This window comes from Streptomyces sp. 2-1 (genome assembly GCF_048564895.1).
Classification (GTDB): Bacteria; Actinomycetota; Actinomycetes; order Streptomycetales; family Streptomycetaceae; genus Streptomyces; species Streptomyces phaeochromogenes.
Genome location: NZ_CP183383.1, coordinates 1,913,472 through 1,926,134 on the forward strand (window position 1 = coordinate 1,913,472; position 12,663 = coordinate 1,926,134).

The following is a 12,663-nucleotide window of genomic DNA, read 5'->3' on the forward strand; positions in this document are numbered from 1 at the left end:
GGAGGTACCCGTGGACAGCGCCGACGGTTGGGGAGACGACGTCTACCAGCCCGACGGATCCGAGGTTCAGGACGACGCGGGGCTGCTCGACGCCGAGGACACCCTGGAATCCGACGGCGTGGACGATCCTCTGGACCGGGGCTGGTCACCACCGGAGCGACCCTGGGCGGTGGAGCGCAACGACGTGACCGCCGCCGAGCGGCATCGAGGCGAGACCCTGGACGAGCGCCTCCTGGAAGAGGTCCCGGAGATCGCGGAGCCGGACGGTGACGGCATCGGAGACTGCCCGGACTCGGACGGCGAACCCCTGGACAACGAGGTGGGAGACCTCCGCTCCGGCCGTCTCGTGGCGCCGAACGAAGGAGCGCACGAGGATGGGGAGAGCGGTCTGATCGCCACCGACGTGGGCATCGACGGCGCCGCGGCCTCGGCGGAAGAGGCCGCCATGCACATCGTCGACGAGGACTCCCCGTACGGCTGACGGGGCCGATCGCGTCGACTCCCCCGACCTGTCCGCGCACCCTCTCCCCAGGCAAGGAGCACTCATGCAGCAGGACAAGCAGCCCGACTACCACCCCGTGGTCTTCCGTGACCGCGCCGCCGGGTACGCCTTCCTCACCCGGTCCACCGCGACCAGCGACCGGACGATCGACTGGGACGACGGCGAGACGTACCCCGTCGTGGACGTGGAGATCTCCTCCGAGAGCCACCCCTTCTACACCGGCAAGGCCCGGACCGTGGACACGGAGGGCCGGATCGCCCAGTTCGAGAAGCGGTACGGCAAGGGGAGCCAGGACCAGGCGCCGGGCGGGGGCGACGCGGCCTGATCGTGCCTGGGGGCGAGTGTCGGGCTGTCGGGGATGGCCCTCGCCCAGCCGTCGCCGTCGCCGTCGCCGTCGAGGGACGGTGCTCGCCCAGCGGTCGCGGTCGTTCAGATGAAGTTGAGAGCGGCCGCGCAGCCCACTCCGCCGAGCACCATGAATGCCGGCATCAGGACCTTCAGCTCGACCCAGCTGCCCGCCCGGAACCGCATCGCCTTGGGCGGTCCGATCGGGTACCAGCGCTTGCGACCGACCGGGATCGGCCACAGGATCGGGCAGCCCGACACCGTCAACGCGTCCCCGATGTCGTGCACCAGCGCGCCGAGCAGGATCGGCAGTCCCAGCCACAGGTACTCCTGGCCCGGCGCCGTGAACAGCCAGTCGGCGCCGTTGCCGGGCTTGTCCAGTACTCCCGCGAGGATCCAGGCACTCGTGGCGGCCAGCAGCCACACCAGGATGTCGGCGCTGGAGCCGCGCGTCGCCCGCCAGAGCAGCCCCTCGATCGCGAGCACTATGTGCACGAAGAGGAGTGCCAGGACTCCCCAGCGGCCTCCCGTGATCGCGATGGCCGAGGCCCCGGCGCCGATCATCACCGCCCACAGCCAGGTGTGCGTCAGGGTGCGGTGCCCGCCGGAGCGACGCGGGTCGCCCGCCTTCTTCGTCCCCTTGTAGACGGCGTAGGAAAGCTTGTCGACGATCTCGCACAGCCCTCGCGAGACGGGTCCGAAAGCTCGCGAGATGGTCGCCGCCTTGTGGTCCAGATCCGGGGCGAGTGCCGCGCCCGCGCAGATCAGCGCGCCGACCAGGAGGACCGGCCAGGGCATCGTGTGTCCCGTGGCGGCCGCCGCGGCTCCGACGCCCAGCCAGGCCGCCGCTCCCGACAGTGAGTGTGCTGGTCCCATCATCGCCGTACCCCGCCCCATTCCACTTGTACTGACAGCCAGTTGCCCAGGCGCGCTGACGCTCCGTCGGCGCCACAGCGTAGCGTTCGTGATCTTCCGCCCCACAGCCGATTCCCCCCTGAAGGGCGTTCACAGGCAAGATGGGTGCGTGACCCTTATCGATCAGCTGCCGAAGACCGCAGATCCCGACGCCCTCTACGAAGCCTTCGAGTCGTGGGCCGGGGAACGCGGTCTCACGCTCTACCCCCACCAGGAGGAGGCGCTGATCGAGGTGGTTTCGGGTGCGAACGTGATCGTTTCGACGCCCACCGGTTCCGGCAAGAGCATGATCGCCGCGGGTGCGCACTTCGCGGCGCTCGCCCGGGACGAGGTCACCTTCTACACGGCTCCGATCAAGGCGCTCGTCTCGGAGAAGTTCTTCGAGCTCTGCAAGATGTTCGGCACCGAGAACGTCGGCATGCTGACGGGCGACGCGTCCGTGAACTCCGACGCGCCGGTCATCTGCTGCACCGCCGAGGTCCTGGCGTCCATCGCGCTGCGCGACGGCAAGCGGGCCGATGTCGGCCAGGTCGTGATGGACGAGTTCCACTTCTACGCCGAGGGGGACCGCGGCTGGGCGTGGCAGATCCCGATCCTCGAACTGCCGCAGGCGCAGTTCATCCTGATGTCGGCGACGCTCGGCGACGTCTCGATGTTCGAGGAGGACCTGACCCGGCGCACCGGCCGTCCCACCTCGGTCGTCCGCTCGGCGACCCGGCCCGTACCGCTCTCCTACGAGTACAAGCTGACGCCGCTCACGGAGACGCTCACCGAGCTTCTGGAGACCAAGCAGGCGCCCGTCTACATCGTGCACTTCACGCAGGCCCAGGCTGTGGAGCGGGCGCAGGCGCTGATGAGCATCAACATGTGCACGCGCGAGGAGAAGGACCAGATCGCCGAGCTGATCGGCAACTTCCGCTTCACCACCAAGTTCGGCCGCAATCTCTCCCGTTACGTACGGCACGGCATCGGTGTGCACCACGCCGGCATGCTGCCCAAGTACCGGCGCCTGGTGGAGAAGCTGGCGCAGGCCGGTCTGCTGAAGGTCATCTGCGGCACCGACACCCTCGGTGTCGGCGTCAACGTGCCCATCCGCACCGTGCTGTTCACGGCTCTGACGAAGTACGACGGCACCCGGGTGCGGACGCTGCGCGCGCGGGAGTTCCACCAGATCGCGGGCCGGGCCGGACGGGCGGGCTTCGACACGGCCGGCTTCGTCGTGGCGCAGGCCCCCGAGCATGTCGTGGAGAACGAGAAGGCCCTCGCCAAGGCGGGCGACGACCCGAAGAAGCGTCGCAAGGTGGTGCGCAAGAAGGCACCGGAAGGCTTCGTCGCCTGGACGGAGAACACGTTCGCGAAACTGATCTCGTCCGATCCGGAGCCGCTGACCTCGCGCTTCCGGGTCACGCACACGATGCTTCTGTCGGTGATCGCCCGGCCCGGCAACGCCTTCGCCGCGATGCGGCATCTGCTGGAGGACAATCACGAGCCGCGCAAGCAGCAACTGCGGCACATCCGGCGGGCGATCGCCATCTACCGCTCGCTCCTCGACGGCGGAGTGGTGGAGAAGCTCGACGAGCCGGACGCCGAGGGGCGCATCGTGCGGCTCACCGTCGACCTGCAGCAGGACTTCGCCCTCAACCAGCCGCTGTCGACCTTCGCGCTGGCCTCGTTCGAGCTCCTGGATCCCGAATCGCCTTCGTACGCCCTGGACATGGTGTCCGTCGTGGAGTCCACGCTGGACGATCCGCGGCAGATCCTCGCCGCCCAGCAGAACAAGGCCCGCGGCGAGGCCGTCGCGGCGATGAAGGCGGACGGCGTCGAGTACGAGGACCGCATGGAGCGGCTCCAGGACGTGTCGTACCCCAAGCCGCTGGAAGAGCTGCTCTTCCACGCGTACGACACCTACCGCAAGAGCCATCCGTGGGTGGGCGACCATCCTCTCTCCCCGAAGTCCGTCATCCGTGACATGTACGAACGGGCCATGTCCTTCACGGAGTTCGTGTCCTACTACGAGCTTGCCCGCACCGAGGGCATCGTCCTCCGCTACCTGGCAAGTGCCTACAAGGCCCTGGACCACACCGTCCCGGACGACCTGAAGTCGGACGATCTGGAGGACCTGATCGCCTGGCTCGGCGAGATGGTGCGTCAGGTCGACTCCAGCCTCCTCGACGAGTGGGAGCAGCTCGCCAACCCGGAGGTGATGACGGCCGAGGAGGCCCAGGAGAGGGCCGACCAGGTCAAACCGGTCACCGCCAACGCCCGTGCCTTCCGGGTCCTCGTCCGCAACGCCATGTTCCGCCGCGTCGAGCTCGCCGCCCTCGACCATGTCGGGGAACTCGGCGAGATGGACGGCGAGTCCGGCTGGGACGCGGACGCCTGGGGCGAGGCGATGGACAAGTACTGGGACGAGTACGACGACCTCGGTACGGGCCCCGACGCGCGCGGACCCAAGTTGCTCCTCATCGAGGAGCAGCCGGAGAACGGACTGTGGCGCGTTCGCCAGGCCTTCGCCGACCCGAACGGCGATCATGACTGGGGCATCAGCGCGGAGGTCGACCTCGCGGCCTCGGACGCCGAGGGCCGTGCCATCGTCAAGGTCACCGACGTCGGCCAGCTGTGAGCACAGGAGAACGCGACACATGACGAATCCAGCGGAGCGACTGGTAGATCTGCTCGACCTGGAGCAGATCGAGGTCAACATCTTCCGTGGCCGGAGCCCGGAGGAGTCCCTGCAGCGGGTCTTCGGCGGGCAGGTGGCGGGCCAGGCCCTGGTCGCCGCCGGCCGCACCACGGACGGCGAACGCCCCGTGCACTCGCTGCACGCGTACTTCCTGCGCCCGGGCCGGCCCGGCGTGCCGATCGTGTACCAGGTCGAGCGGGTCCGCGACGGCCGGTCGTTCACCACGCGCCGCGTCACCGCCGTGCAGCAGGGCCGCACGATCTTCAATCTGACCGCCTCCTTTCACAAGCCCGAGGAAGGGAGCTTCGAGCACCAGCTGCCGCCGGCCCGTGAGGTCCCGGATCCTGAGTCGCTCCCGACCGTCACTCAGGAGATCAAGGAGCATCTGGGCGCGCTCCCCGAGACGTTGGAACGCATGGCCAGGCGCCAGCCCTTCGACATCCGCTACGCGGACCGGCTGCGCTGGACCCCCGAGGAGATCGAGCACGCCGAACCGCGAAGCGCCGTGTGGATGCGTGCCGTCGGCCCTCTGGGCGACGACCCGCTGGTCCACACCTGCGCGCTCACCTACGCGAGCGACATGACGCTCCTGGACGCCGTCCGCATCCCGGTGGAACCGCTCTGGGGCCAGCGCGGTTTCGACATGGCGTCCCTGGACCACGCGATGTGGTTCCATCGGCCGTTCCGCGCCGACGAGTGGTTCCTGTACGACCAGGAGTCGCCGATCGCGACGGGTGGCCGAGGGCTGGCCCGGGGCCGGATCTACGACCTGGAGGGACGTCTGCTCGTCTCCGTCGTCCAGGAGGGACTGTTCCGCAAGCTCGAGGGCTGACGCCGAGGGGCTCAGGGGTTTCTGCGGCGCAGCCAGCCGAGGAGGCGTCGAGGGCGTTCCGGTTCGTCGACCGTCTGTCGTACCTCGGCCTGTTGCCGCACTCCTGTCGGCTGCCGTACGTCGGCCGACAGGAACGCTTCGGTCGGCTGCCGCGCGTCAGCGGACAGTCGCCGCTCCTCCATCAACCGCCGCCGCTCCTCGATCAGCTCTGATCGTTCCCGACTCACGACCGGAGTCGCGGGCTTCGGTGTCGGTCGCGGTGCCCGACGGTGTGCGCGCGCCTCCTGCAGCGTGTTGGCCAAGTCGGACCGGAGCCAGCTGATCTCGTCCGGGTCCTCCGCGGTCATGATCCGTGCGGCGACATGGGCGGCGGGCGAGTCGGGCGCGCCGTGCGTGGTCCGTTCCGGATCGAAGCGGTTCATGTAGGCGCGCTCGTACGGATCGGCGACGATCTCCGCGACCTGCGCGGGATCGAGCAGTGAGGCCACCGCCGCGGCCCGGGCCCAGGGATCCTCGGTCTGCCGCAGCAGGAAGCCCACGTGGCGTCCTCGCCAGTTCCGGGCCCTCAGGTCCAGGCCCGCGTCCAGTTGGTCGCGCAGCCCTTCTGGTGTACGCCCGTTCAACAGCGGAGCGTTCTCCTCGGCCTCAGCGAACTGCCGCAGTTCCTCTGCCAGATACAGCCAGACGACAGCCCTGTAGCGGTTCAAATAAAATTTTACGGGCACGACGAATCCCAGGCGTGCGAACCTCGTGAACCGGGCCGCCGTCACATCCATGAGAGCCGCGCCCTCCGACGTACCGACCGCCTCGACGCGTTTCTTCAACCCGTCCGGGAACCCGGCCTCGGACATCACCCGGTCGATCTCCGCGCGGGCCACGCGGCGGCCTCCGCCGCCTTCGTCCGGGACGGTTCGGATGCAACCGAGTCGTACGGCGAGGTCGAACTCGCCTCGTTTGAGGCCCAGCTCTCGTGCCGCGCGGCTCTGTGCGAGTGTCTGCCGGGCCGCCGTGGTGCTGGCCGGATTCACGCCGACGACGGTGGCGGTGGCAGTGGCAGCGGCGTTCACAAGAGCGGCAGCGGTGTTCGCACTGGGCGTTACGGACTGCGTGATGGTGTTGCCGGACATGGTGGTTCTCCCCCGTAGCAGCGGTCTGCGCTTGCGTGCGCTTGCTTCGAGAAAAACCGTAGCCGGTTCACCGCGACTCCCGCCGAGCCTGTGGATAACTCCGGCGGCAGAGCGTTTATGCAGCTCAGAGGTCGATCGAAGAGGTGTGTTCCGGCTGGCGGGCATCGACGTGAAGGTGTTCGCCGACGCGGTTGACGAGCAGCGTCATCTCGTACGCGACCTGGCCGATGTCGGCCTCGGCCGCGCTGAGCACGCACAGACAGCTGCCGGTGCCGGCCGCCGTGACGAAGAGCACGGCGTCGTCGAACTCGATCATCGTCTGGCGCACCCTGCCCGCGCCGAAGTGCCGGCCCGACCCCTTGGCGAGGCTGTGCAGGCCCGAGGAGACGGCGGCGAGATGCTCGGCGTCCTCCCGCCTGAGCCCCGTGCTCGCCCCGGTCACCAGGCCGTCGTTCGACAGCACCAGCGCGTGTCGTACGTGCTCCACACGCTGGGTGAGGTCGTCGAGCAGCCAGCCAAGTCCCTGGTTCTCAGCCATGATCCGTCTCCCCGTGGATATGCGGCTCCCCCTGGCCGGAGGATCTGATCAACCAGCCTTCCCCACCACCGCCGTCCGGGCAAGGAGGATAGGGGCATGGCACACAAGATGACCGATGAGGAATGGCGGGCCTTCGTCTCGAACGGCACCCGCACGGGCAAGCTGTCGACGGTCCGGGCCGACGGGAGCCCGCACGTGGCACCGATCTGGTTTCTGCTCGACGGGGACGACCTGGTCTTCAACACGGCGAAGACCACCGTCAAGGGACGGAATCTGGCCCGGGACGGCCGGGTCGCCGTGTGTGTGGACGACGACCGGCCGCCGTTCGCGTACGTCGTCCTGCAGGGGCGCGCCCGGATCTCGGAGGACCTCGACGAACTCCGGCTGTGGGCGGGGCGGATCGGAGCCCGCTACATGGGCGAGGAGCGGGCCGAGGAGTTCGGCGCCCGCAACGGTGTACCGGGCGAACTCCTCGTACGCGTGAGGATCGAGAAGGTCCTCGCGGAAGGCGGCATCGCGAACTGAGCGGGCCGCGCGGCGGGTGAGCGAGGGGCCCGCGTCGGCCCCACTGCAGCTCTTCGCGTCAACCGACCGAGTCGAGCAGCCGGGCGGTGTGCATCCGTCCGGCGTACTCGACGAGACGTATCAGTACCTCCTTCCCCGAGTCGCGGTCACGGGCGTCGCAGAGCACCACGGGCGTTCCCTTGTCGAGGTCCAGGGCGCGTGACACGTCGTGAGCGCCGTACGTCCGCGAGCCCGTGAAGCAGTTGACGGCCACCACGAAGGGGATGTGCCGGTGCTCGAAGTAGTCCACCGCGGGGAAGCAGTCCTCCAGGCGCCGGGTGTCGGCGAGGACGACGGCGCCGAGAGCACCTTGCGACAGTTCGTCCCACAGGAACCAGAATCGGTCCTGGCCCGGCGTGCCGAACAGGTAGAGCGACAGGCCCGACCTGATGGTGATGCGGCCGAAGTCCATGGCGACGGTGGTCGTGACCTTCTGGTCCACCCCGTCGGTGTCGTCCACCGACTGGCCCGCCTCGCTCAGCAGTTCCTCGGTGCGCAGCGGCCTGATCTCACTGACCGCGCCCACCAGGGTGGTCTTGCCCACGCCGAATCCGCCGGCGACGAGAATCTTCAACGCCAGAGCAGCTGTCTCACCGCTCGTGGCGTCGGAGTGTTCGGAGACCATCGATCACTTCTCTCGGGAGTGCCGACAATGGTCGACATCAGTACATGTGTGCGGATTCAGCAGCATGACAACTGCGGCTCCGCTTCGAGGCTTTTGACAGCAAACTGGCCGTTCTGGCGGTCCCTTGCCCGTTCGGTGTCGGGATGAGCGCGGAACGAGGTGCGGGAGCGTTCGGCAGAGGGTGTGATCCGTCATCTACAGGGCCCTCAGTCCTTCGATGACCTCGCGCAGGATGCGCTCGTCCGGCAGTTGTGCGGGCGGCACCGGGAGGCTGACCTTGACGCAGCCGAGTTCCAGGAGGTCGCCGAGGAGCACGCGCACCACGCCCACGGGCAGGTCGGCGTCCGCGGCCAGTTCGGCGACCGACTGGGTCTCGGTCCGGCAGAGTTCGATGAGGGCCCTGTGCTCCGGGCCGAGGCCGGTGTCGTCACGGACGTCCGGTGCCCCCGTGTCGAGCGAGACGAGCGCGATCAGGTCGAAACGCGCCCCGGTCGGCCCGGACTTGGTGCGTCCGCCCGTCATCGCGTAGGGGCGGACGAGCGGCCCGGCCTCGTTGTCGTACCACTGGCTGCCCGGCTGTTCAGGAGGGCCTGTCCGGTCCTCGGAAAGGTACGCCGGCATCGTCGGTCACCCGGCCGCGGGCGGGTGAGCGGCGGTGCGGGGCGCCGAGTAGAGGTGCTCCCCCACCCGTTTGACCAGGAGCGCCATCTCATAGGCGACCAGGCCGATGTCGGCCGTCACGGCGCTCAGGACGGCCAGGCAGGAGCCTTCTCCGGCAGCCGCCACGAACAGGAAGCCGTCGTCCATCTCCACCATGGTCTGGCGCACGCCACCGGCGCCGAAGTGACGGCCCGCCCCCTTGGCCAGGCTGTGGAAGCCGGAGGCGATCGCGGCGAGATGTTCCGCGTCCTCGCGCCTGAGGTCGTTGGAGGCACCGACCGCGAGCCCGTCGTTGGACAGCACGACGGCATGCCGTACTTCGGCGACGCGCAGCGCCAAGTCGTCCAGCAGCCAGTCGAGTTCGCCGGACCGCTGGGCGGTCCCCATGCCCGGTTCCTGGATCATGCGGGGTCTCCTTCACTGCTGTCGCTGCCCGCTACGGGGTCGGGGGTGACGCCGAGACCGGGTGCACGGCCGCCGCCGCGGGTCCATCCCGCGCGATAGGCCGCCATGCGGTCCCGTACCGCCTCGGGGGTGCGCTCGTCGTCCTTGCGAGGCGCGGCTTCCGCGGGCTCGTCGGGTCGTCCTTCGCGCAGTTGCGGGGCGAGGCTGGCTTGTCGTACGCGCCGTGGGAGTTCGTCGGATTCCACGGTGTCGTCCTCGGGTCGGTGCAGGCGCAGGGTGGTGACGCCGGGCGGCTTCTGGCTTTCGCGCTTGCCTTCGGAGGAGGCGTCCGCCTCCATCGGTATGGGCGGCACCAGGGCGGGCCGCTCGTTCGGTGTCTCCACGGAAAGCGCCTCCACGGAACGCCGCTCTACGGAGTCGCGTTTCGGGGCGGGACCGGGCACGCGCGCGTACGTGCGTTCCGCGGCCTTGTCCTGGTCCGCCCGGCGGCCAGCGGAACGTTCCTCCGCGGCGGCCTGCAGCAGCGCCGTGGGCAGCAGGACGACCGCGGTGGTGCCTCCGTAGGGCGAGGTCCGCAGGTGGACCTTGATGCCGTGGCGGGCCGCGAGCCTGCTGACCACGAAGAGGCCGAGCCGGTCGCTGTCGAAGAGGTCGAGGGCCTCGGACTGCTCGATGCGGCGGTTGGCCTCGGCGAGTGTCTCCTTGCCCATGCCGAGGCCCCGGTCCTCGACCTCCACGGCGTAGCCGTTGCCGACCGGCTCTCCGGTGACGCGCACCCGGGTGTGGGGCGGTGAGAACTGGGCGGCGTTCTCGACGATCTCGGCCAGCAGGTGGGTGAGGTCCGCCACCGCGGCTCCGACGACCGAGGTCTCCGGGAGCTGTCGTACCTCCACGCGCGCGTAGTCCTCGACTTCGGAGACGGCGGCACGGACCACGTTCGTCAGGGAGACCGGCAGGCGCCAGGCACGGCCGGGAGCGGCTCCGGAGAGGATGATCAGGCTCTCCGCGTGGCGTCGCATGCGGGTGGTGAGGTGGTCGAGCCGGAAGAGGTCACTCAGCTCGTTCGGGTCGTCGGAACGGCGCTCCATGGTGTCCAGCAGGCTCAGCTGTCGATGGACGAGAACCTGGCTGCGACGGGCGAGGTTGACGAAGACTCCGGAGATGCCGCTGGCCAGTTCGGCGCGCTCGACCGCGGCGTGCAGGGCGGCACGGTGCACGGTGGTCAGGGCTTCCGCGACCTGTCCCGCCTCGTCCTCCGCGGGTGGTCCCGGCGGGGCCTCTGCACGGACGTCGATCTCCTCCCCCGCGCGCAGTTTCCGCATGGCGTGCGGAAGTTTGCGCCGGGCGATCTCCAGGGCGGTGTTGCGCAGGCTCACCAGCTCGACGACGAGGCCGCGTCCGATGCGTACGGAGATGACGAGCGACGCGGCCACGGCGACGAGTCCCAGCAGAACAGCGGCACCGGCCGGGGCGAGCAGACCGCGCCGGAGCGGGTCGGCCCGGTCCGCGACATCACTGCCGGCGTCCGCCTCGATCGTTCGCATGTCGTCCTGCACGCGCGCGTGCGCCGTGTTCCAGGTCTCCTCGGGCGCGGCGCCGAGCGCCCTGCCGCCCGGACCGGCCGCGAGCACATCGTTCTCGACGGCGTGTACGCCGGCGTACGCGCTGCCCTCCACGAGGCCCTGCCAGGCAACTCGTTCGGAACCGCGCAGGTCGGCGACGGCCGACTCGGTGAGCAGCCTGCGGGTGTCGACCGCGCCGGTGAACATCCGGAGCCGCTGCCCGTCGAGGGTTCCGGCGAGCCGGGCGCTCACGAGTACCGCGTCCTCCTGCGCGAGGGCCTCGCCCGCCCGGGAGAATTCGAGCAGCACGCGCGCGTCGGAGCCGATCTCCGCGTCCTGGATGCCGGTGAGCGCGCCGCCCACCGAGAAGGCCGTCGTGATGGTCCTGGTGTACCGCTCGTGCGTCTCGTGCCAGCCGGCCCTCCGGTCGAGCACGGCGGTCCGCAGAGAGCGGAGCTGTTCGGCTCCGGTGACGAAGGTTTCGAGGCGTTCAGCCACTCCGGAGGGCAGTTCCTCGCTGTCGGCGACGGTGCTGTCGTCCCCGAGCCGGAGTTTCGCCACGGCCCGGTCGGTGCGTGCCGTCAGCTTCTTGAGGTCGCTCGCCCGGTCGGCGGCGGGTTTGGTCGCGTAGCCGACGGCCACCGTGCGTTCTTCCTGGAGTGCGGCGACGGCCGCGGCGACCGGCGCACGCACCTGGGAGTCCACGCGCTGCAACTGCCGCAGCCTGGAGACGTCCTGGGCGGTCGTGACGGTGGCGTACGCCCAGAGGGCGAGCAGGGAGACGACGGGCACCATCAGCAGGCAGACGATCTTCGCCCGCACGGTCCGGGGACGCAGGCTCCAGCCTCCCGCGCGCGTGGGTGCGTCACTGGGCGCCATGTCGGCAGATTCCTCCGGGCCTGAGCCTTCGTCGGCCGGCGGTCCGGCGTGCGCGCGGCGGCCCCGCACCGGGGTCGGCGCTGTCTGGGAGCCGTCTGTCGGGGTCCTACGGGGTGTACGCATGGCCTCCTCGCTCGGAGTGGTTCGGGGGACGCGCCCGCCGGGTCGCCGGCCGGGGCCCTCCGCTAGCGGGCGGCGCTCTCGACGGGCCGCTGGGCCGAGGCGGAGGCCTCGCGCTCCCCCGCCGTCGGGGAGAGCGCGACGAACGCCGATGTCAGGAAGAGATAGGACCCGAGGCCGACGGCGAGGGGGAAGATGAACTGCATCGCCGTGGCCCCGGGCAGGAGGTCGCCGGAGGGCGAGACCCGCACGCCGACCGCGATCATCCCGGTGTAGTGCATGCTGCTCACCGCCCCGCCCATGACGAGGGAGGCGACGGCGACTGCGATCGGCGACTTGATGTTCAGCGCCGCCCACAGGGCCGCGGTCGCCGCGACCACGGCGATCAGGACCGAGATGCCGACGAGTACCGGGTCGTAGGTGACGCCGCCGTGCAACCGCAGTGCGGCCATGCCCAGGTAGTGCATGCTCGCCACGCCGAGCCCGGTGGTGAGCCCGCCGAGCACCAGTGCGCGTCCGCGGTCGCGGCCGTATCCGACGGCGAACACGCCCGCGCCGACGACGACCATGGCGACGAGCAGGCTGAGGATGGTCAGTGGCACGTCGTAGCGGATGTCGGTGCCGCTGACGCTGAAGCCGAGCATCGCTACGAAGTGCATCGTCCAGATGCCCGTGCCGATGGCGGAGGCCGCGGTGAGCAGCCAGTTGCGGCGCGACCGCCCCGAGGCACCGAGCGCGCGGACCGTGCAGCGCAGTCCGAGAGCCGCGCCTATACAGGCCATCACGTACGACAGCACGGGGGTCAGCCAGCCGAAGGCGGCGTGGTCCAGGTGTCCCATGGCTCCGGGACGCTAGTCCCGCCCGGAGCGCACGAAGGGGGCGCGTTTCGAAAGGTGGTGGAATCTG

General features: G+C 69.9%; 13 protein-coding genes. 5 read left to right on the plus strand and 8 right to left on the minus strand.

Going from position 1 to position 12,663, the window contains the following annotated elements:
• Positions 1–10 precede the first annotated feature (10 nt).
• Positions 11–481: a DUF5709 domain-containing protein gene (locus tag ACN20J_RS08395; protein ID WP_055616649.1), complete on the plus strand. Its 471-nt coding sequence runs from the start codon at positions 11–13 to the stop codon at positions 479–481.
• A 64-nt stretch (positions 482–545) separates the two neighbouring features.
• Positions 546–827, plus strand: a complete 282-nt coding sequence (locus tag ACN20J_RS08400) for a type B 50S ribosomal protein L31 (protein WP_189843755.1) — start codon at positions 546–548, stop codon at positions 825–827.
• A 104-nt stretch (positions 828–931) separates the two neighbouring features.
• Here ACN20J_RS08400 and ACN20J_RS08405 read toward each other — a convergent pair whose 3' ends face one another.
• Positions 932–1,726: a metal-dependent hydrolase gene (locus ACN20J_RS08405; RefSeq protein ID WP_190231646.1), complete on the minus strand. Its 795-nt coding sequence runs from the start codon at positions 1,724–1,726 to the stop codon at positions 932–934.
• A 145-nt stretch (positions 1,727–1,871) separates the two neighbouring features.
• On the opposite strand from ACN20J_RS08405, the gene ACN20J_RS08410 reads away from it, so the two are divergent.
• Both ACN20J_RS08410 and ACN20J_RS08415 read left to right on the plus strand, forming a co-directional pair.
• Positions 1,872–4,385 (plus strand): DEAD/DEAH box helicase, encoded by a 2,514-nt coding sequence (locus tag ACN20J_RS08410; protein WP_189843757.1) that lies wholly within the window; start codon positions 1,872–1,874, stop codon positions 4,383–4,385.
• Between the two features lie 19 nt (positions 4,386–4,404).
• Positions 4,405–5,277: an acyl-CoA thioesterase gene (locus ACN20J_RS08415; RefSeq protein ID WP_055611772.1), complete on the plus strand. Its 873-nt coding sequence runs from the start codon at positions 4,405–4,407 to the stop codon at positions 5,275–5,277.
• Positions 5,278–5,288: 11 nt separating this feature from the next.
• Here ACN20J_RS08415 and ACN20J_RS08420 read toward each other — a convergent pair whose 3' ends face one another.
• Both ACN20J_RS08420 and ACN20J_RS08425 read right to left on the minus strand, forming a co-directional pair.
• Positions 5,289–6,404 carry a DUF6397 family protein gene (locus ACN20J_RS08420; RefSeq protein WP_419665636.1) on the minus strand — a complete coding sequence of 372 codons (1,116 nt, stop codon included), beginning with the start codon at positions 6,402–6,404 and terminating at the stop codon, positions 5,289–5,291.
• A 124-nt stretch (positions 6,405–6,528) separates the two neighbouring features.
• The gene (locus tag ACN20J_RS08425) at positions 6,529–6,942 is read right to left on the minus strand and encodes a roadblock/LC7 domain-containing protein (RefSeq protein ID WP_189843758.1); all 414 of its coding nucleotides are present in this window, start codon (positions 6,940–6,942) and stop codon (positions 6,529–6,531) included.
• 96 nt (positions 6,943–7,038) lie between these two features.
• Between ACN20J_RS08425 and ACN20J_RS08430 the strand changes: the two genes are divergently transcribed.
• Positions 7,039–7,467, plus strand: a complete 429-nt coding sequence (locus ACN20J_RS08430) for a PPOX class F420-dependent oxidoreductase (RefSeq protein ID WP_055611774.1) — start codon at positions 7,039–7,041, stop codon at positions 7,465–7,467.
• Positions 7,468–7,525: 58 nt separating this feature from the next.
• On the opposite strand, the gene ACN20J_RS08435 is transcribed toward ACN20J_RS08430, so the two are convergent.
• From ACN20J_RS08435 to ACN20J_RS08455, 5 genes are all read right to left on the minus strand, one after another.
• Positions 7,526–8,131: a GTP-binding protein gene (locus ACN20J_RS08435; RefSeq protein WP_189843759.1), complete on the minus strand. Its 606-nt coding sequence runs from the start codon at positions 8,129–8,131 to the stop codon at positions 7,526–7,528.
• Between the two features lie 195 nt (positions 8,132–8,326).
• A complete protein-coding gene (locus tag ACN20J_RS08440) occupies positions 8,327–8,752 on the minus strand; it encodes a DUF742 domain-containing protein (protein WP_189843760.1) in 426 nt (141 codons plus the stop codon).
• Between the two features lie 6 nt (positions 8,753–8,758).
• Positions 8,759–9,196, minus strand: a complete 438-nt coding sequence (locus ACN20J_RS08445) for a roadblock/LC7 domain-containing protein (RefSeq protein WP_189843761.1) — start codon at positions 9,194–9,196, stop codon at positions 8,759–8,761.
• Positions 9,193–11,760 (minus strand): sensor histidine kinase, encoded by a 2,568-nt coding sequence (locus ACN20J_RS08450; protein ID WP_190231647.1) that lies wholly within the window; start codon positions 11,758–11,760, stop codon positions 9,193–9,195. Before ACN20J_RS08450 ends, ACN20J_RS08445 begins: the two co-directional genes overlap by 4 nt.
• 62 nt (positions 11,761–11,822) lie before the next feature.
• Positions 11,823–12,596: an MHYT domain-containing protein gene (locus ACN20J_RS08455; RefSeq protein ID WP_189843763.1), complete on the minus strand. Its 774-nt coding sequence runs from the start codon at positions 12,594–12,596 to the stop codon at positions 11,823–11,825.
• Positions 12,597–12,663 lie beyond the last annotated feature (67 nt).